Below are 19,732 nucleotides of genomic sequence, written 5' to 3'. Positions count from 1 at the left end.
GCGCCGCGCCAACTCCCTCAACTACCTCTTTATCCCAGAATACCGCGAAACCATCAAATACCTCGAAAATACCCTCGAAGAAAAAGAACGCGAAGAGTTCTTCCAGCTCAAACGCGCTAAAGACCTGTATCCTGATCTGAGCATGCCCTGATCCATCATCAAGCATGAATCTGAAACAGCTCCTTGGCATTCTGGCCCAGGATGTGCGCCTTGAAGGCTGATGAGATATCCAGTGAATTAATCAGCCTGATCTCTTCCTCCTGATCCTTCCAGGGGGAATCCGTACCGAACAGGATTCTGTTTGGCGGATGATAGGTGAGAATCGTCCGCAGTGAATCCTTATCGATATAGCCTATGGTATAACTGGTGTCCAGATAGATATCCTTGCCGACGAGATGATGCAGCACCTTGTCCCACTGCCGCCACCCTCCCAGGTGGGAGGCGATGATTGGCAATTCCGGAAAATCCCTGTGGACCTGGGCCAGTTTGTCCGGACTGCTCCGTTCAGAATCGGGAAAGCTGATATCATAGCCGCAGTGAAACAGGATCAGAAGGCCGCTGTTCGTTGCTTCCTCATAAATCGGGTACATCCGCTCCTCATCGAGGGAGAAAGATTGAAATTCAGCATGGAGCTTGAGGCCGACAAAGCCCGCCTCCCTGATTTTGCGAACTTCTTCCCTGACATTCGGGGATTCAGGATGCACAGAAGGGAGCGGAATAAGCCGGGGACTGGCTATAGACTGACACCAGCTCAGGATGGAATTGAACTGAGCCGGTGCAGTGGCTACGCAGGCCACGACGCCAATTTCGATACCTGCCCGGTCCATAGACTTGAGCAGATCGGCAGTCGTCCCATTGAGATAAGCCCTGGTCCTGGATGAATTTTCTAACTTCTCAATGGCTATCGAAGCAATATGATCTGGGAAAGCATGGGTGTGGACATCGATAATCATGGTTTTGTTTCTCCTTCCTCATTTTCTCCTTCCTTCCATATCTAACCCCATAAGGCATACTTGCACACGAGTGCACCTGGGGAAATGCTTCTGCCTGGGGGATTTTGAGGTTAGAGCAATCATTATACCATAAGATCGAGAGATTGTGAATAAAATTATGGAATAGACAGATATTCCTCACGTTGAAAAAATAGGGAGCCGGTGAGAAAATAAGATGGAAAAAAGAGATTAAGGTGAGCGAATAGGGAGACTGGAGGCTGCCAGGAAGCTTTTCCAGGCAGGGGATTGACCCTAAAATTATCCAGGATTCTACCGGCATATCCGAAGAAGAACTCGAAAACCAGCAAATAAAATAGAGAAAGCTGTCGAGACATCCGCTGCCAGGCGGCTGCCTCTCCTTAATTCACTCTCCCTTACCCTACTCTCCCGCTCTGGCCAGGGTCATGGAATTTTTGGAGCTGGGCTCAGTCAGCCGGAGCGTATCGTTCCCCTGGAACTGAACCTGAAATTCTTTTCTCAATGTCTCCTGCCTGAAGAATTGCAGCCGGTCTTCAACGACCTTATAGGTGCCTTCAATCTTCTGTTTTTCCTTTTTATCGTTCGTGAATTCCAGCACACAGGTGAGGTCCGGATTCAGGATGTAGGTCAGATCCTCGGGAGGGTTCTCCTGGGTGGGATCGGCATGAAGCAGTTTCCATTTCCCCACCAGCTTCTTTTCTGTTTCCGAGGCAGCCAGGGAAGTATCATTTTTCGGGGAATTCGTGCAGGAGAATAGGATAATGATGAACATAAAGCTCAGGGTGAGTACAGTAATAACTTTTTTCATAGGAACCTCCAAAGTGTGGTTTATTTCTTCAGGTCATGGTTAATTGCTCATTATTCATTTGCCCCCTTGCCGGGCCTGAATCCAGTTCCTGGCATTCGCAAAGAGCATTACCCAGGGGGTAACCGGATGGCGGCCTTTTTCAGCAGGGGGATAGTATCCCCACTGCCAGGGGAAAAGGGCGCGTTCGGGATGGGGCATCATGGCCAGGTGCCTGCCGTCGGCAGAGCAGATGGCGGCTGCTTCGAACTGTGAACCGTTCGGATTGGCCGGATAATGGGGAGCTGAATAGGTAACCGGAATGATGTATTCCTCCCTGCTGCCGCCAAAGGAAAATCTCCCCTCTCCGTGAGCTACCCAGATTCCAAGGCACGATCCTTCCAGACCCTGAAGCAGAATGGCCGGGGAGGGAGCTATGTCCACGGTCAGGAACCGTGATTCGAAAATATTCGACCTGTTCGGCAGGAGTTTCGGCTGTTTGCTCTCTTCATAGGCCGGATAGATCAGATTGAGCTGGGTCATCAACTGGCAGCCGTTGCAGATGCCCAGGGACAGGGTATCCTGCCGCTGGTAGAAGTCCCGGAGCACGGTGCGGGCTGTCTGGTTATACCGGAAGATGCCTGCCCATCCACGGGCAGAGCCAAGGACATCCGAATTGGAAAATCCGCCGCAGAAAACAATGAACCCGATATCAGACAGCGTCTCCCGTCCACAGGTAATGTCGGTGGTGGTGACGTCCCGGACCTCGAACCCGGCCATGTGCAGGGCGTAGGCCATTTCCCGGTCTCCGTTGGTCCCCTTCTCTCTGATAATAGCCGCCCGGACAGGAAGCGGCGACGAAGATGAGGCCGCAGGCCGCGGATAGCGCATTGGATCAAAGTCAGCCGGAAAGGCAAAACTTTTCAGCGGTGTGCCGAAATGGGCAAATCCTTCATCGGCTACAGCCGGATTCATCTGGAGCCGCTCCATCTCATAGGAAGTCTTTTGCCAGACTCTTCGCAGCTCTTCCATTCCGACCCGCAGGCTCCCGCTCTGAGTCCTGATAGTCAGATCATCGAAATCAGGCCGGGCGATCGGGTAAAATTCCATCGCCCTGGTAAAATGAGCCAGAATCTTTTCCTGGGCCTCGATCGGGTATTGAATAATCACCCCCGGACCCTCGAAAAAGAGCATATTATCGGGAAAATTGATTTCCAGGCCGCAGTTTCCCGCAAAAGCCATCTCGCACAGGGCAGTGATTATGCCTCCAGTGGAAACATCGTGCCCGGCCAGGATCAGTCCCTGGCCAAGGAGCATCTGGATCGTGTTGAAACAGGTTTTAAAGAGCCGGGGGTCACGAAGATCGGGCACCTGGCCAGCGCTGCCGCCCAGTTGGTTATACACCTGGGCCAGGCTGCTGGTGCCAAGGCAGGCCGAAGGATCGTCGGGAAGTTTCTGGAAGGGGATATAGGCCAGGCCGGTTTTTTCCCTGCGCTGCAGGTCCGGGGTAACGATATGGGTAAGGTCATCGCACCATCCGGCTGCGGTGACAATGACCGTTCCGGGAGAGCGGACCACCATCCCCGAAGGGTATTGCTGGGACATGGACAGGGAGTCCTTGCCTGTCGGCACGGCGATCCCAAGTCCCAGGCAGACCTCTCCCAGGGCCCGGACCGCCCGGTAGAGACTGGCCTTTTCTCCAGGCTGGTTATACGGCCACATCCAGTTGGCGCTGAGGACCACCGAATCGAGCCCCTTGACTAACGGTGCAAAGACGATGTTCAGGAGGGCTTCGGCCACTGACATCCGCGCTCCGGCTTCGGGGCTGACCAGACCGCAGATCGGGTTATCTCCCATCCCCAGGGCCAGACCGTGATTTCCCGTGTAATCAAGGGCCTTGACAGCCACATCCGAAAGGGGCAGTTGACAGGGGCCGACGGTCTGCTGCTGGGCCACAAGGCCGGTCACCGAGCGGTCCGCTTTATGGGTCAGCCACTCCTTGCTGGCCACCTTGGTCAGCCGGAGCACTCGCCGAAGGTGCTCCTCAAGGGATGCTTCGGGAATGGTGACCGGAGGGAAGTTTACCTCAATCGTTTCGGCCCGGGTTTCAGTTTTGGGAGGATTGCCAAAGAGAAACTTCAGGTCCAGGTCAACCGGGGTATTATTGCCCTCCCCGTTCAGAGCATGCCTGTCCTCCCACTGGAAAACCAGCCTGCCGTCTCCGGTGCAGGTTCCGACCACAAAGCAGGGGCAGCGCTCCCGGTCGGCGATTTTCAGGATGCGCTCCACTGCCGATTCCGGAACGATCAGCCCCATGCGCTCCTGGGATTCGTTGCCGATGATCTCGAGGTCAGACAGGGTGGGATCACCCAGGGGCAGCCGGTCCATGAGAATAACGCCGCCGCACTGTTCGAGAAGCTCCGAGAAGCAGTTGAAGTGGCCGCCTGCACCATGATCGTGCAGGGAAACAACCGGATTGTGATCAGCATCCTCGGCCAGTGCCCGGAGCACGCGGTAAACCCGCTGCTGCATCTCGGCATTGGCCCGCTGGACAGCATTCAGTTCGAGCTTCTTTTCCATCTCGCCCGTGTTGACCGAAGAGACCGACCCTCCGGCAATGCCGATCCGGTAATTATCCCCTCCCAGCAGGATGACCCGGTCCCCCCTGGCAGGAACCTTCTTGTGGGCATGCCGGATGTTGGCCTGGCCCACGCCTCCGGCCAGCATGATTACCTTGTCGAAACCCCAGAATACCTCGCCGGTTGTGTGCTCGAAGGTAGTGACCGTTCCGGCGATCAGCGGCTGGCCGAACTTGTTGCCATAATCTGACGCGCCGTTGGATGCCTGGATCAGGATCGTGGCCGGGTCCTGGTAGAGATACTCGCGGGCGGGCAGGGCATCCTCCCAGGGAAGATCACTCATGCGGGCATAGGAGGTGAGATATCCGGCTGTGCCAACGCCGGGGAGAGAACCGATGCCCCCTCCCATGCGGTCGCGGATCTCGCCGCCCGTGCCGGTGGCAGCGCCGGGAAAGGCACAGACCGTGGTCGGAAAGTTGTGAGTTTCAGCCTTCAGGCTTAAGGTCGATTCGATCTCCCGCACCCTGAAGCGGCCCGATTCATCCGGGGCAAACTGCTCCACGACCGGGCCCTTAAAAAAGGCCACATTGTCCGAATAGGCACTGACAATATTGGCCGGATTCTGCAACGAGGTCTGCCGGATCCAGTCAAAAAGGGACAACTGCTGCACCTGGCCGTCCAGAACATATTTACCCTTGAATATCTTGTGCCGGCAGTGCTCGGAATTGGCCTGAGCAAAGCCGAACAGCTCGGCATCGGTCAGATGGCGGCCCGCTTTCCGGGCATAGGATGTCAGGTAGTCAACTTCCTGGTCGGAAAGGGCCAGGCCCGCTTCCCGGTTATAGGCGGCAATATCTTCGATCTGCCGGACGGGCACGGGCTTGATCTGCGGGGCAAAGAGCTGATCGTCAATCCGGTGGTATACTTCCTGAAGCATGGGGTCGATGTCCGGCGGCTGGTTTCCTGATGAGGATGAAGGCTCAACCAGCATGAACTCCTCAGCCCTGATGATGCCGGAGATGCCGGTGTTCTTCAGGATTTCCACCGCATTCGTTGACCAGGGAGTTACCATTTCCCTGCGGGGGCCGATAAATAACCCCGTTCTGATGGAAACCGGCCTGGCCTGAAACAGCCAGGCAATCCGGTCCAGAGTCTCCGGGTCAAGGCCGGAGGAGACCCCGGAAACCGGAACCGGACCTGAAGAGGACTTCATTGCTGCCTCTGGCCCGGAAGGAGCCTGGGCAGGGTTGCGGTCAGATGTCTGGAACTCCAGCACGTAATACTTTTGCTTGTCCAGGCTGGATTGCAAAGTCAGAATCATATATCTATACTCCATTTGCCCATACTGGTGATGAAGTCGCCTTATCGGGCAGAAAATATCCTCCATGAGCAGGACTTCAGTATTGGCTCATATATCAGAAAAACTTGAATATCGAAAAAGTATGGATAACTATCAGCAGGGGCTATTATAATATCGGAGGGCGGTAAAGGCAAGGGGAATGGTAAGGTCTCCGGCAATGAATCTGTCGTATAATTATTCAATAACCCGCTATAACACTGTATGAATGATGGGGAACGATCTCCCGCAGAGACGCAGAGGCGCAGAGAATGAACGAAAATGATATAGGGACAATGGTGGTTGATTGTGCTATTGCCGTGCATCGCGAGCTTGGTCCGGGGCACCTTGAAACCGTGTACGAAATCGTCTTAGCTCGGGAATTGCAGGATCGAGGGCTGAAGGTTGAACGGCAGGTTCCTCTGCCGATCCAGTACAAAAACATCAAGTTTGACGAAGGGTTCCGTGCGGACATCATTGTTAATGACAAGGTTATCCTGGAAGTGAAATCGATTGAGAAGGTGACAGCAGCACATAAGAAGCAGGTACAGACCTATCTGCGACTTACAGGGTGCAAGCTTGGCTATCTGCTCAACTTTGGCGAAGCCCTGATGAAAGCCGGTATTACCCGATGTGTCAATGGCTTGAAAGAATGATATCCTCTGCGTCTCTGCGTCTCTGCGGGAGAAATAATACTATACAGTGTTATAGCGGCTTATTGTAATCATTTGCAATCTGGGAAAATTTGCAGATTGACTCGGCAGGTTGAATTACTTGCTTGACGTGCCGATAAATGATAAGTTATAATTATAAAAAGTGATAAAGGACTATTCATAATTAATATTAATACATGAAAGGTATTGATAATAATGGTAAAACAAGAGGAAATCTTAACCACAAAAGAGGTTATGGAATACCTCAAGGTTACGAGACCGACTGTCTTTAAACTTATCAAGACAGGACAGTTGAGAGCGGCCAAAGTCGGCAGAGATTACCGAATCTACAGGTCAGATGTAGACGATTTTCTTAAAAAGGCAAGTAACCTGAAGGTGACCACAAGATGAGTATCGAGGCAATAGAACTGTTTGATATCTTCTCAGGAACCTTCGGCAAGGAAAAAGCTCAGGCAGCGGTGAGAGATATTGAAGCACTGATAAGCGATCATAAACGGGAATTGGCAACAAAAGAGGATATCCGGGAAGTAAAAGGGGATATCCGGGAAACTGAGCTTAAGCTGACCAAAGAGATTGAACAGGTACGGGGAGAAATCAAAGAAGCAGAACTTAAACTGACCAAAGAAATAGAGCAGGTACGGGGAGAGATCAAAGAAACTGAGCTTAAGCTGACCAAAGAGATTGAATCGGTCAAGCTGGAAATAGAGAAGGTCAGATCGGAGATAGGACAAGCAAAATCCAGCACAATTAAATGGGTAGTAGGTTGGGTTGCTGGTCTTTTGATTGCCTATACAGCAGCTATTTTCACTCTGCTTACCCTGATGAAATAGAAGAGGAGGGACCATGAGCCCTTGATTATTATTCCTCCCATGAAGGCATATATCTTGCATATATTTATATTACATGCAAATACCCGCTCTGCAAATAAGCCACATGCATATAAAGCACCAAAACTTTTCCGGACCCAAGTCAGGTCAGCACTATCGACCGTCAACCCTTTTTCAGAGGAGGACTCAATGGATCTGAGCCGAAGAGGTTTCCTGAAAATATCAGGTGCAGCCGCAGCAGGTGCGGCCTTGGGCTCCCTGGGGTTTGATCTTTCGGGTGTATCGGCGAATGCTCATCCCCTCAAAATCAGCTATGCCAGGGAAACCACCACCATTTGTCCTTACTGCTCGTGCGGGTGCAGCATTATTGTGCATACCGTCGATGGAAAGGTCATCAATACCGAGGGAGATCCTGACTCGCCCATCAATGAGGGGGCCCTCTGTCCCAAGGGTTCGGCCCTCTATCAGGAGGCTCACAGCGAGTACCGGCTTCGCAAAGTCCTCTACCGCGCTCCGGGAGGCAGCACCTGGGAGGAAAAGGACTGGGATTGGGCTCTGGACAGAATCAGCCGGAAGGTCAAGGAGACGAGGGACACTACCTTTACCACCATGACCGGGGACGGCCTGCTTGTCAACCGGACCGAAGGGATCGCCAACCTTGGCGGGGCGGCGCTCAATAATGAGGAATGCTATGCCCTGGCCAAGTTTGCCAGAAGCCTGGGGATCGTTAATCTCGATCACCAGGCCAGGGTCTGACACTCCGCTACGGTAGCGGCTCTGGCAGAGTCGTTCGGCAGAGGAGCAATGACCAACCATTGGATCGATCTGAAAAACAGTGACTGCATTATCGTCATGGGCAGCAATGCCGCGGAAAACCACCCCATGTCGTTCCGCTGGGTTCTTCGGGCCAGGGATGAGCGGGGGGCCAGGATCATCAGTGTGGACCCGCGCTTTACCCGCACCTCGGCCCTGGCCGATATTTACGCCCCGCTGCGCTCCGGAACGGATATTGCCTTTATCGGCGGGCTGATTAATTACTGCCTCACAAATCAGCTTTACAATCACGAATATGTCGTGGAATACACCAATGCCGGCCACCTGATCTCTCCGGATTTCTCCTTCTCCGAGGGTCTTTTTTCCGGCTATGATCAGACCACCAGAAAGTATGACAACTCCAGTTGGGCCTACCAGCTCGATGAAAACGGCATTCCCCGTGAGGACAGGACTCTCCAGGATCCCCGCTGTGTATTCCAACTGCTGAAAAGCCACTTTGCCCGCTATGACGCCGACACGGTCTGCAAGGTCACCGGAACTCCCAGGGATAAATTCCTGGAAGTGGCCAGGACCTTTTGCGCTACGGGAGACCCCCGTAAAGCTGGAACGATCATGTATGCCATGGGCTTTACCCAGCACACAACCGGCACACAGATAATCCGCGCCTTTGCCATCCTGCAGCTTCTCTTGGGCAATATCGGCATCGCCGGCGGCGGAGTCAATGCCCTGCGCGGTGAGCCGAATGTGCAGGGGTCAACGGATTATGGCCTGCTCTTTCATCTTCTGCCCGGGTACCTGAAGGCACCGGTTGACAAGGACGCCACCCTTCAGGCTTACCTCGACCGGTGCACGCCGGTATCGAAAGACCCGAAAAGCGTCAACTACTGGAAAAATTACCCCAAGTTCATGATCAGCCTGCTCAAGGCCTGGTATGGGGAGAACGCCACCCCGGAAAACGAGTTCTCCTTTCACCTTTTGCCAAAGGCCTCCGGCAATTACTCTCATATGTCTATCTTTCAGAGCATGTACCAGGGAAAAATCAGGGGGCTTTTCTGCTGGGGCCAGAACCCGGCGGTGAGCGGGCCCAATGCCCTGATGGAGCAAAAAGCCCTGGAGAAACTTGACTGGCTGGTCTGCACGGATATCTTCGAGACCGAAACCTCCATTTTCTGGAAGCGGCCGGGGGTGAGCCCTTCGGCGATCAAAACCGAAGTTTTCCTCCTTCCCGCCGCCTCATCAGCCGAAAAAGAGGGGAGCATCAGCAACAGCGGCCGGTGGGCCCAATGGCGGAATAAGTGCGAGCAGCCGCCGGGAGAGGCAAAATCAGACCTGTGGATCATCAATGCCCTCATGCTGCGGCTGAAAAAACTCTATGCCCAGGATGCCGGACCATTCCCTGATCCAATCACTAAACTTTCCTGGAAAATGGGCTCTCCCGACAAGCCAAGTGCCGCTGTGGTTGCCAGAGAAATCAACGGCTATGATCTTTCTTCCGGCAGGCTGCTGGATAATTTCACCCAATGCCTGGAAGATGGCACCACATCATCAGGCTGCTGGATCTATTCGGGCAGCTTCACCGAAGCGGGCAACATGATGGCCCGGCGGGGAAAGGACGATCCGACCGGCATCGGCCTGTATCCCGGCTGGTCCTGGTGCTGGCCGCTTAACCGGAGAATTATCTATAACCGCGCATCCTGCGATCCGAAGGGCCGTCCCTGGGACCCTGACCGGGCGGTCATCTGGTGGAACGAGACCATGCAGCAGTGGGAGGGAGATGTGCCGGATTATGGCAAGAAAGTCCTCCCTGCGGACAATGTCGGGGCCTTTATCATGAGAACCGAGGGACATGCCCGGCTCTTTGGTCCGGATATGGCCGATGGACCCTTTCCGGAGCACTACGAGCCGTACGAAAGCCCGGTGGATAATATCTTTTCACCCCAGCAGATCAACCCCTGTGTGTTCCTCGGCTATAATACCGACCTCGACAGGAGAGGCGACCAGCGGGAGTTTCCGATCGTGGCCACCACCTACCGGATCACCGAACATTGGCAGAGCGGGATCGAGACCCGCTGGCAGCCGTGGCTGTGTGAGCTGATGCCGGAGATGTTTGTCGAGCTGTCCAGGGAACTGGCCAAAGAGAAGGGTATCAATAATGGAGACCTGTGCACCATCTCATCGGCCAGAGGATCGATCAGGGCTGTGGCCATGGTCACCGCCCGGTTCAGACCATTTCCGGTCAACGGCCGCACGGTCCATCAGATCGGCCTCCCCTGGTGCTACGGCTATGCTGGCCTGGCTACCGGAGATCCGGCCAATGTCCTGACGCCGAATATCGGCGATCCGAACACCAGAATACCCGAATACAAGGCATTCTTATGCAATGTCAGGAAGGGGGTGTAGACAGCCATGAGCAAGGAACGGATCGGTCTTTTACTGGATACTTCACGGTGCATGGCCTGCCGGGCCTGCCAGGTGGCCTGCAAGCAGTGGAACAAACTGCCGGCTGAGCCGAAAGAAACCTGGAAAACCAGGGGCAGCTACGAGAACCCTGCTGACCTGTCCCTGATCACCTGGACGCGGGTGCGGTTTACGGAGCATGAACTGCCGGCCGGCGGATTCGAGTGGCTTTTTCGTAAAGTGCAGTGCATGCAGTGTCAGGATGCCACCTGCCTGAAAGTGTGCCCTGAGTCAAGAGCCCTCTACCGGAACCAGGACGGGGTGATTGTTCTTGACAGTACCTACTGCACGGGATGCGGCTACTGCACGCAGAACTGCCCCTTTGAGATTCCCCGCTTCGATGCCAGAGAGCGCAGGGCTGCAAAGTGCAACCTGTGCCATGACCGGATCGCCAACGGCCTGATTCCGGCCTGCGCCAAGGCCTGCCCCACCCAGGCGATTCAGTTCGGCCCGCGGGATGAACTGGTTGCCAGAGCCCGTCAGCGGATTCAAGCCTTGCAAGGAAAAGGATACCGGGAGGCATCCCTGTACGGAGAGCATGAGTGCGGCGGCCTTGGAGTGATGTATGTTCTGAAGTATGACCGGAGCAAATACGAGGGACTGCCCGCTGATCCCCAGGTGCCTTTGTCGGTCAAGCTGTGGAAAGACTGGCTTAAGCCCGTCGGGCTGGCCTCGGTTTTGGGCGGGCTTGGCTTTGTGGTCTTCCATTATGTTCTGCACGGGCCAAAACTTACCGAAAGGGAAGGAGGCGATTGACCAATGGCTGATTACGATAAGTTGGGTCTGGTCAAGGTTTCGAGCTGGTTTGAGCGCCTGTCTCATACGCTTCTGGCTCTGAGCTGGCTGCTTCTGGTCTTTACGGGCCTGGCTTTTTATTCCAAAAAGTTTATCCACTTTGCGGAATTTTTCGGCGGCCTTCGGGCTGCGGTGCTGGTGCATAATTATACCGGCATCGTTTTTCTGGTCTCGGTGGTCATGATATTCCTGGCCATGTTCAGGGAATCAGCCCACTTCGACAGCGACGATATCGACTGGATACGCAATATGGGCGGATACCTGTGGAAGGCAAAGGTGCCCGAATCCGGCCGGTTTAATCCGGGGCAGAAGGGGATGTATTTCTTTACAATCATTATGGGAATTATCATGGGCGTGACCGGCTGGACCATGTGGCAGGCGCCGACCGCCCATTATTTCAATAAAGCATGGATCAGTATCTGCTACCCGGTTCACTCTTTCGGTGGTATTTTCTTTTTCTCCGCCTGGATGGTCCATGCCTATTTCGGAACCATCTGCAATCCCGGCAGCCTCCAGGCCATGACGTTTGGTTGGGCCACGAAAGGCTGGCTGCGCCTGCAGCACGGAAAATGGTACCGGGAGCATGTCGAGGCAAAGAAAGGGAGTGGTCAGTGATCAGTGGTCATCAGTGGCCAGTGGTCAGTGGCCAGTGGTCAGAAAAGACATCTGCCGGTGGTCAGTGAGGAGAAGCCGGGAGCCACAGGAGGCAGAGCCGGGGGGCGGTTGAGCAAAAGTAAGGAGGGTAACCACGATGTTTGGTGTCGGCATGCCGGAATTGGTAGTCATACTCGTTATCGTTCTGATTATCTTTGGGGCGGGCAAACTGCCTGAGATTGGCGGTGCTCTCGGCAAGGGTATCAGCAATTTCAAAGCGGGAGTGGGCGGCAAGGAGAACAAGGAAATCAAGGAGAGCAGGGAGGATAAAGAGAGCGGCAAAAAACTGCTCCAGGATGATGATACCGCTCAGAAGGAGAAGGAATAAGAATCGGTGTGGTTTTGAAGAAGGAATAAAAAAAGGGGAAAGCGGCATCCTGCTTTCCCCATAATTTTTCTATCTACCTTAACCTAGCCACCAATTACTAATTGATCTCAGTAGCGTTGTAATTCTGTCCGTCATCGATGGCAGTACAGGGTGTGCTCTGATCATGCGGCACTTTAACCTGCACCGTGCCTTCACATTCTCCTCCCTTACCGTCGCTGGCAGTAAAGGTAATCTCATAAACTCGACCATTTCCAGGTCCGGAACGTTCAGCCCGGAGCTTAGCCGTACCGGTTCCAACACCTTGTGCATCCGGAGAATGTTTGGCGCCGCCAGAACCCGGATCAGAAGCAGTAGGTTCATCGCTGGTAATAGCGGTAATCGTGATGGTCACCGGATCACCGTCAGGATCGGTAACACCAAGAATGCTCACGGGAACCATCTTGTGATTGGGTGGCCACAGGCATCCGTTATCAGCATACGCCTGTGAGCAATCCGGGGGCTCATTGGTCATGACTGTCAGGTCATACAGGATGGGGCTATCCTTAACGCCATCACCATCACTATCTGTCGTACTTCGACTAAAACTTACCTGGATTTTCAGGTATCGACCGGTGTTGGGCAATTCCTGCTCATCAGTTACATCAACTAGTGGTCCGAAAGCAGACGAATCATCACTGCTGGCTACTGAGACAGTCAGGGAGCTATCCCCCGGGGTATCACAAGTCCAGTCGATTTTCCCCCACTCGGCACCTGCTTCCCCGCTATCGGTAATCACAGTCCAGGTTCCATTATTCGGCGGGACAATAAGAGTGCTTCCAGTCATATCGCTGTAGTCGTAGAGGTTGCCGCCAAGGTTCTGGCTTGTCCACACAACCGCACCTATCGGTGTCACTCCATCAGCTCCGATAGGTCCTGCAGAAGGATCGATTTTATATACCTTTCCACTATAATAGCCGGTGGCCCAGATATAACCATCCGCGTCTACTGCTACGCCGGTAGGCCCGGCTCCCTGCTCAAGAAACACGTTGCCAATGTAGGTACCATTGTTGAGAATGTGACCAACCGTGCTTGAAGGTCCAAGTAAGCTATGGGCTACCCAGATATGATCGTTATTGCCGGCGACGCATCCCTGGGCACTATCGCTTCCGTGGTTATAAGTGCCGAGCGGAGTGCCGTCAGGTGCGTACTTCCAGATTTGGTTGTTATACAGCGAACTATTCCATACATTACCCTGACTATCGATGCCCAGACCATAGCAATAATAACCATGATTAATGCAGGTACCGGTACTTAAGGGACTGGATGTATTCCATCGCAGCAAAGAACCTGGAGTTGCCGACCAGATAACGCCGTTTTGATCGTACAAGCCGCCGTATCCACCACAACCGATTGAATTTTCGGTGCGGCTAATTGTTCCGGTTTCAACATCTATAAGATCGAAATTACTACCCCCTGTACCGCTGACCCAGACATCATTATCCTCATTCACCGAAACATGGCGGGCACCTGTGGAGTGAACCCGTACATAGTGAATAATGCATTCATCCTCCGCAGTGGATGTCCCGCCATAGGTATCAGCACCACCAGCGTTCGTCCATGATTTAACATCACCCAATCCGGTGGAGGTATCACAGACCCCATTACCATTGCGGTCTATCCAGCGTGTCTCCGGTGAACCTATATAAGTCACGGATCCCATCCACTGGCCTTCTGATGGTACATAGCCATACTCATCGCGGTTAGTTACCCATACATTGCCATCGGCATCTACGGTAGTTCTGGATGGATTCATGCCCATGCCATTGGGGGCAGTTTGATATTCACCTACGATTTGATGAGTTCGGGTGTTGATCTTGACAACCGTTCCTTTGGAAGAGACAGCTACCCAGATGAAATGGGATGCCGAAGTCGTATCATCGAGCTGCAGTTGATCAGCCGGATCATGGACCACATTGGTCAAAGTACCCTGATCGAAATCAGCGTCTGTAGTATAGGTATATGTGTCTGCATGGGCTGGTGAAATTACTAAGGACAAAAAGCCGACTGCCATCATTAAAATTACTAACAATGATAAAGACCGTCTCATATCTTTTTCTCTCCTTCCCTTAGCCTAGACTTTAACCTGGTAAGAATTTTTGTAACCTCAAATTCAGTAATTCAAATCAGTTAACCCTCGCTCTTGTATCAAGGATCACCCCCTTTCAAAGTACAAAGAGCATTAACTCTCATTATCTCACCCCCTCCCCATCGAATCTGGCCGACTGTTCAGGTGATAGAGAATTTAGGGTATGTGGACGGCCATACGGGGTGAGCCCTTCAACAGGCGCTGACGCAGCAGCGCCCTTCGGTTGATGGACACGCGACCCGCCCAGTAAGATGCCATTGCAAAGTCAGACAGATGGAGATGCATGCTGGAGCTTTTACCTTACCAATACTGCACACGATCTATTTACTGATCCTAACAGGGCGCGGATTTACCCCACCGTGTTTCCCTTACTTACCCTGTTGAAAAAGGTCTAATTTTTTAAATAAAGAGGAACTACCTCAGAAAGTCGACTATCTCGGAAAATGAGCTTCCAAAATGTCACTATGTGGATATATCAGTTGTTATTTACCAGGGGGGGATAATTAAATCTTTTTATTAATACTGCAAAAATTATGCCATCTTAATTTTATTTACTTTAATTATAAATATTTGCCAAAAATTATAATTTTTTAATAAATTGACATAAAAACTAATGATTATGTAAAAGTCCAGAATTAAAAATATGAAAAAATATACAGATACTATATCTTATAATGGGATAATTTAACATTGATAAACAATTAGTTATGAAAGTATGAAAAAAATTTCACCTAATAGCAGGAAGAAGCTATTTACTCTGAGAGGGCTTTCCGTTATACTCCTTCTTGAGAGACAAACCATGAGCATGAATACAGGAAGGTCCCATCAGTTCACCATACAGCCACACGAGGCTCATCAGCGGATTGACCGCTTTCTGAGCCAGCAGCAGGAACTCGATCTTTCCCGGTCGCAGATCCAGAAGCTTCTGGAAATGGATCAGGTCACGGTCAATGGCCTGGTTACAGGTAAGGCAAGCTATCTGCTCAGGCCGGGCGACAGGGTTGAGATCACCCTGCCTGAGCCACAGGAAGCCCGGGTTCTCCCCCAGGATATTCCCCTTGACATTGTCTATGAGGATGAGTCGATCATTGTGGTCAATAAACCGGCTGGCATGGTGGTCCATCCGGCAGCCGGAAATTACAGCGGGACCCTGGTGAATGCCCTGCTTCATCACTGCCGGTTTCTGTCCGGGATCGGCGGGGAGATGAGACCTGGCATTGTTCATCGGCTTGATAAGGACACGTCGGGCCTTCTGCTTGTGGCCAAAACCGATGCCGCGCACCGCAGCCTGAGTGAGCAGATCAGGGCCAGGACGGTCAAGCGGGTTTACAAGGCTTTTATTTACGGCCAGATGCCCCAGTCGGAAGGGGAGATTGAAACCCGGATCGGCCGCCATGTTACTGACCGGAAGAAAATGTCCACCGTGACCAGAAAGGGGCGGCTGGCCATTACCCGCTATGCGGTGGAAGAGGTTTTCCCCGGTTTCAGCCTCCTGCGGATATCCCTTCAGACTGGCCGGACTCACCAGATCCGGGTTCACCTGAGCTCCCTCGGCCATCCGGTGGTGGGAGACCCGGTCTACGGACACCGCAACCCGCCTCCTCCATCCAGCAGAAAGTATCAGAAAGTGTGTCATGCCATTGCCAACCTAAAGCGTCAGGCCCTGCATGCCGAAAGCCTGGGTTTTATCCACCCTGAGCGGAAAAACTACCTGGAATTCACCGCCCCCCTGCCGGAAGATTTGGCACACCTGCTGGACCTGCTGCGGGAGATCAGGGAAGAGAGTGGCCAGTGAGCAGTGGCCAGTGGTCAGCAGTGGGCGGAAGGCAAGGAGCCGGGAGTCAGGGGATCAAGGATACTTATGCCACGATTGAATCGAGAAATGGTATAAGTTATTGAACCGAGGAAGAAGAGTAATCTGAAATGAATTTAACATTTCACCTATGGCCGAATGGTACTTACAGAATGAACCCCGCTAACCTATCCCCTTCTCCGTGGAGACAACGCTATTATGCCCTTATGATATGGCCTCTGCCTTCTGCGGCGGCAGCCGCTTCGGACTGCGGTAGCACGATACCGCTTTCCTTCTCATGGAGAGAGGATGAACGGACGGCCATTATCCTTACGGATAGCTCATATATCCAGATGCAAAAGGGGTGGTTGTACCTGGTGGCTATTCTTGATTGGTTCAGCCGCTATGTGATCTCCTGGGAACTGTCAACCAGCTTGGAAGCGGTCTATTGGGGTGAGGTAAAGAGGTAAAGAAACTCTAACTTTTTGCCTTGACAACCGAGTCCACTGTATTAAATGACATTAACAGGTGAATCGAATCTTTTAGGAGAGGAAAACATAACGATGCTGCAATTAAAACGGATAACATTTAATCCAGAAGTAATGGGTGGCAAGCCCTGTATCCGTGGCCTCCGTGTCACCGCAGGTACTATCGTCGGGCTTGTTGCCTCCGGACATTCGGTGAACGAGATCTTGAAATTATATCCATATCTGGAGGAAGAAGATATCCATGAAGCGCTGGCCTATGCCGCCTGGCGAGTGGAAGAGATTGATATACCGGTGACTCAGGCATGAAACTGCTTATCGATGTAAATTTGTCGCCGGAGTGGGTTACTGTTTTGAAGCGCAATGGATTGGAGGCGATTCATTGGTCAACGGTTGGTGATCCCCATGCATCGGATTTTACTATTATGGCCTGGGCACGCGCTAACAATTATATTGTTTTCACGCACGATCTTGATTTTGGCGCTATTTTGGCTGTCACGCGAGGTGAGGGTCCCAGCGTTTTCCAGGTCCGGACACAGGACGTAACACCAGGACATCTCGAGGGAATTGTAATTCGCGCTTTACATCAGCACAGGTCATTACTCGAACAGGGAGCTCCGGTTGTTTTGGATGAGACCAAAGCCAGAGCACGTATTTTGCCTCTTGCTCAATGACTTAAAGAGACGGATTCTGAAGAAGGCTATTACCTTCTTCTGCGTGAAGTAATGCCTTTTTTAACAGCGGCAACAAGCACGCCTATGGTTCCCGAAACGCGGGTATTCCTCTCCTCTGAGCCAATCTTCTCGTATCGAGGTCATCTGTTGGCACTTTCAGATGGCGATTAGCAGCCAGACTCAAACAAGCTGACTCTCCTTTTCCCAACCGATGCCCAAAGAGATCGAAGCTGTATTTCTCCTGTTCGGATTCAATTCTGAGTACCGTGACCCAATTCCAGTCTCTTTGTGGTAGAAGACCTTTTTCCTCACCTTGTTGAAGCTCTGCCAGCACCGCCTCAGAAGTGAAAAGATTATCTTCAAACACCTTCTTTTTAATATATCCTCACGCTTTGCCAAAGCAAAATTTGTAAACACTGTATTATCAACAATGACTTCCATATCTTACCACTCTTTTATCGCTTCAACTTCAGCTACTATATCCTCTTGAGATAAATGCCTGATGGGAACCCCTTTTTGCTTTAATTCCCTTTCAAGCTCTAACCCGCTTATCCCAAGAAGCTCCGAAGCCCTGGTTAAGTTAATCTTCTCATCTAAGTAGGCATCCATAACTACAGCCTTATGAAGCTCAGGATTTTTTTCCCATGGGTATTTCATGGCTTCTTCTACCATTTCCGGATTGATCCTAAATTTAGAGAATCAGGCTATTCATTATTATACGCTAAATGCCTGGAAATGGATATATGTTCAGTATCAGGGAGATATTTTACCATGAAAATGTCATCTCCTGACTTCTGAAGCTCCTATTTCTTTTCTTTGGTATACCGGCCGTATATGATATAATGCGTTCACTATTGGTGGATGGTGGGGCTTTTCGCCCCGCCAATTTTTTGGTAACTGACCACTATCCTTACAAGGATCGAAGCATATGACCATTCGCACAGCGATTATCATTACCAGCGATAAAGGTGCCCGGGGAGAGCGGGCTGACCGGAGCGGTCCGGCCATACGGCAGCTTCTTCAGGATCAGCAGGACCAGACGTATGAGGTAGTCGGCCTTGAGGTCGTGCCTGATGAGAAGGAAGCCATTCAGAAGGCGATCAGGCAATTTGCCGATGCCAGGCCGGGATGTGACCTGATTCTGACCAGCGGGGGAACGGGCCTGAGCCCCCGGGACGTAACGCCCGAAGCCACTAGCGAGGTGGTTGACCGGCTCGTGCCCGGCTTTGCCGAGGCCATGAGAATGAAAAGCATGGCCAAAACCCCTCATGCCATGATCTCGCGGGCCATTTGCGGAACCCGCCGGGAATCGCTCATCCTGAACCTTCCGGGAAGCCCCAATGGGGCCAGGGAATGCCTTGAGGTTGCCCTCCCGGCTATTCCTCATGCCATTGCCAAGCTGAAAGGTGATCCGAGCGACTGCGGCAAAGGTGATGCGCATGCCGGAGGCAATCCGCATGTCCTTTAGTCAGATTGTCGGCCAGGACAGGGCTGTCCGCTTCCTGCAGGTTTCGCTGCTGAAAGGGGCCATCTCTCATGCTTATATTTTTACCGGCCCTGACGGTGTCGGCAAAAAACTCACCGCTTTTGGCCTGGCCAAGGCGGTCAACTGCCTTCAGCGGAAGGGGGATTATTGCGGCCTCTGTGACTCCTGCCGCAGGATCGACAAGGGGATCCATCCGGACCTGTTTCTGGTTGAGCCGGATGGAGTAACCCTGAAAGTCGAACAGTTCCGGGATCTTCAGGCCGCTATCCGCTACCGGCCCTATCTGGCAAGGCGGAAAGTGTGCATTATCGATCAGGCGGACCGGATGAGCGCTTCCGCCGCCAATTCGATGCTCAAAACCCTGGAAGAGCCTCCGGCGGACATGCTCCTGATCCTGGTGACCGGAAGCCTTGATAAAATTCTGCCGACTATTCGCTCCCGGTGCAGGATTGTTCAGTTTTCCCCTCTGCCCAATCATGATCTTGAGCGTCTGATAGCAGAGCGCATGGCTCTTCCTCCGGATACGGCACGCCTTGTGGCTCACCTGGCCGGCGGGAGTCTTGGCAAAGCCCAAACGCTCGATGTGGCCGGTTTGCAGGAGAAGCGGGAGGAAATTTTTCACCTGCTGGAAAGCCTGGGGTCATCGGCGGGCATCGAGGTTTTATTCAGCCAGGCCAAAAAACTGGCTGACAATAAAGACCCCGATAGCCTTCAGCAATTGCTTGACCTTTGGATATATTGGTATTATGATCTCTGGAAATACAAAATAACCAGGGATGGAGACAGTTTAATCAACAATGATCGGATAGAAAACATTCATCAGCAGTCCCGGACATTACCCATCCGCCAGATTGAGAAAAACCTGCACCAGATCGAGGAAACATGTGCTGCCCTGCAGCGGAATGTGAACAAACAACTGGCGCTTGAGACCATGATGATGAGACTTGCGGCCAGCAGTGAATAGAATGCCTCCTAAGTCAAGAGCGGGACA

The 19,732-nt window shown here is 52.4% G+C and carries 20 protein-coding genes and 1 pseudogene; 15 read left to right on the top strand and 6 right to left on the bottom strand.

Annotated elements, in window-relative coordinates:
- On the top strand, window positions 1–151 hold a 151-nt coding region (locus AB1611_17785; GenBank protein MEW6381434.1), incomplete at its 5' end, for a V-type ATP synthase subunit D.
- 7 nt (window positions 152–158) lie between these two features.
- Here the strand turns inward: AB1611_17785 and AB1611_17780 are convergent.
- The 3 genes from AB1611_17780 to purL all read right to left on the bottom strand — a co-directional run bounded on the left by AB1611_17780 (window position 159) and on the right by purL (window position 5,655).
- On the bottom strand, window positions 159–953 hold the full coding sequence (locus tag AB1611_17780) for an amidohydrolase family protein (GenBank protein ID MEW6381433.1): 795 nt from the start codon (window positions 951–953) through the stop codon (window positions 159–161).
- A 418-nt stretch (window positions 954–1,371) separates the two neighbouring features.
- Window positions 1,372–1,779: a hypothetical protein gene (locus AB1611_17775; GenBank protein ID MEW6381432.1), complete on the bottom strand. Its 408-nt coding sequence runs from the start codon at window positions 1,777–1,779 to the stop codon at window positions 1,372–1,374.
- Between the two features lie 54 nt (window positions 1,780–1,833).
- Window positions 1,834–5,655, bottom strand: coding sequence for a phosphoribosylformylglycinamidine synthase (purL, locus tag AB1611_17770; protein MEW6381431.1), 3,822 nt, complete (start codon window positions 5,653–5,655; stop codon window positions 1,834–1,836).
- 287 nt (window positions 5,656–5,942) lie between these two features.
- Between purL and AB1611_17765 the strand changes: the two genes are divergently transcribed.
- The 8 genes from AB1611_17765 (at window position 5,943) to tatA (ending at window position 12,179) form a co-directional block, all read left to right on the top strand.
- Complete coding sequence (locus tag AB1611_17765) at window positions 5,943–6,326, top strand: GxxExxY protein (GenBank protein ID MEW6381430.1); 384 nt, start codon at window positions 5,943–5,945, stop codon at window positions 6,324–6,326.
- 213 nt (window positions 6,327–6,539) lie between these two features.
- The gene (locus tag AB1611_17760; GenBank protein ID MEW6381429.1) at window positions 6,540–6,734 is read left to right on the top strand and encodes a helix-turn-helix domain-containing protein; all 195 of its coding nucleotides are present in this window, start codon (window positions 6,540–6,542) and stop codon (window positions 6,732–6,734) included.
- Window positions 6,731–7,174, top strand: coding sequence for a hypothetical protein (locus AB1611_17755; GenBank protein ID MEW6381428.1), 444 nt, complete (start codon window positions 6,731–6,733; stop codon window positions 7,172–7,174). Before AB1611_17760 ends, AB1611_17755 begins: the two co-directional genes overlap by 4 nt.
- A gap of 186 nt (window positions 7,175–7,360) precedes the next feature.
- The gene (gene fdnG, locus AB1611_17750) at window positions 7,361–10,345 is read left to right on the top strand and encodes a formate dehydrogenase-N subunit alpha (protein ID MEW6381427.1); all 2,985 of its coding nucleotides are present in this window, start codon (window positions 7,361–7,363) and stop codon (window positions 10,343–10,345) included.
- A gap of 6 nt (window positions 10,346–10,351) precedes the next feature.
- Window positions 10,352–11,158 carry a 4Fe-4S dicluster domain-containing protein gene (locus AB1611_17745; protein MEW6381426.1) on the top strand — a complete coding sequence of 269 codons (807 nt, stop codon included), beginning with the start codon at window positions 10,352–10,354 and terminating at the stop codon, window positions 11,156–11,158.
- A gap of 3 nt (window positions 11,159–11,161) precedes the next feature.
- Window positions 11,162–11,812: a formate dehydrogenase subunit gamma gene (locus tag AB1611_17740; GenBank protein ID MEW6381425.1), complete on the top strand. Its 651-nt coding sequence runs from the start codon at window positions 11,162–11,164 to the stop codon at window positions 11,810–11,812.
- Window positions 11,781–11,924, top strand: a complete 144-nt coding sequence (locus AB1611_17735) for a hypothetical protein (protein MEW6381424.1) — start codon at window positions 11,781–11,783, stop codon at window positions 11,922–11,924. Before AB1611_17740 ends, AB1611_17735 begins: the two co-directional genes overlap by 32 nt.
- A 24-nt stretch (window positions 11,925–11,948) precedes the next feature.
- Complete coding sequence (gene tatA / locus AB1611_17730) at window positions 11,949–12,179, top strand: twin-arginine translocase TatA/TatE family subunit (protein ID MEW6381423.1); 231 nt, start codon at window positions 11,949–11,951, stop codon at window positions 12,177–12,179.
- Window positions 12,180–12,276: 97 nt separating this feature from the next.
- On the opposite strand, the gene AB1611_17725 is transcribed toward tatA, so the two are convergent.
- Window positions 12,277–14,265, bottom strand: a complete 1,989-nt coding sequence (locus AB1611_17725; protein MEW6381422.1) for a hypothetical protein — start codon at window positions 14,263–14,265, stop codon at window positions 12,277–12,279.
- 838 nt (window positions 14,266–15,103) lie between these two features.
- Here AB1611_17725 and AB1611_17720 point away from each other — a divergent pair.
- From AB1611_17720 to AB1611_17705, 4 genes and pseudogenes are all read left to right on the top strand, one after another.
- A complete protein-coding gene (locus AB1611_17720; GenBank protein ID MEW6381421.1) occupies window positions 15,104–16,099 on the top strand; it encodes an RluA family pseudouridine synthase in 996 nt (331 codons plus the stop codon).
- Window positions 16,100–16,431: 332 nt separating this feature from the next.
- Window positions 16,432–16,536 (top strand): annotated as a pseudogene (locus tag AB1611_17715) (IS3 family transposase).
- A gap of 123 nt (window positions 16,537–16,659) precedes the next feature.
- Window positions 16,660–16,890, top strand: coding sequence for a DUF433 domain-containing protein (locus tag AB1611_17710; GenBank protein MEW6381420.1), 231 nt, complete (start codon window positions 16,660–16,662; stop codon window positions 16,888–16,890).
- Window positions 16,887–17,255 (top strand): DUF5615 family PIN-like protein, encoded by a 369-nt coding sequence (locus AB1611_17705; GenBank protein ID MEW6381419.1) that lies wholly within the window; start codon window positions 16,887–16,889, stop codon window positions 17,253–17,255. The genes AB1611_17710 and AB1611_17705 overlap by 4 nt, the downstream gene beginning before the upstream one ends.
- 82 nt (window positions 17,256–17,337) lie before the next feature.
- On the opposite strand, the gene AB1611_17700 is transcribed toward AB1611_17705, so the two are convergent.
- Together AB1611_17700 and AB1611_17695 are read right to left on the bottom strand one after the other, a co-directional pair.
- Window positions 17,338–17,622 carry a hypothetical protein gene (locus AB1611_17700; GenBank protein ID MEW6381418.1) on the bottom strand — a complete coding sequence of 95 codons (285 nt, stop codon included), beginning with the start codon at window positions 17,620–17,622 and terminating at the stop codon, window positions 17,338–17,340.
- A 77-nt stretch (window positions 17,623–17,699) separates the two neighbouring features.
- Window positions 17,700–17,927, bottom strand: coding sequence for a UPF0175 family protein (locus AB1611_17695; protein MEW6381417.1), 228 nt, complete (start codon window positions 17,925–17,927; stop codon window positions 17,700–17,702).
- A gap of 262 nt (window positions 17,928–18,189) precedes the next feature.
- On the opposite strand from AB1611_17695, the gene AB1611_17690 reads away from it, so the two are divergent.
- Both AB1611_17690 and holB read left to right on the top strand, forming a co-directional pair.
- Window positions 18,190–18,723, top strand: a complete 534-nt coding sequence (locus AB1611_17690) for a MogA/MoaB family molybdenum cofactor biosynthesis protein (protein MEW6381416.1) — start codon at window positions 18,190–18,192, stop codon at window positions 18,721–18,723.
- Window positions 18,695–19,705, top strand: a complete 1,011-nt coding sequence (holB, locus tag AB1611_17685) for a DNA polymerase III subunit delta' (protein ID MEW6381415.1) — start codon at window positions 18,695–18,697, stop codon at window positions 19,703–19,705. The genes AB1611_17690 and holB overlap by 29 nt, the downstream gene beginning before the upstream one ends.
- Window positions 19,706–19,732: the final 27 nt, after the last annotated feature.

It is taken from the genome of bacterium (assembly GCA_040755755.1).
Lineage (GTDB): Bacteria > SZUA-182 > SZUA-182 > DTGQ01 > DTGQ01 > DTGQ01.
Note: the sequence above shows the minus strand (reverse complement) of the source record. Positions and strands in the feature narration are given on the sequence as shown.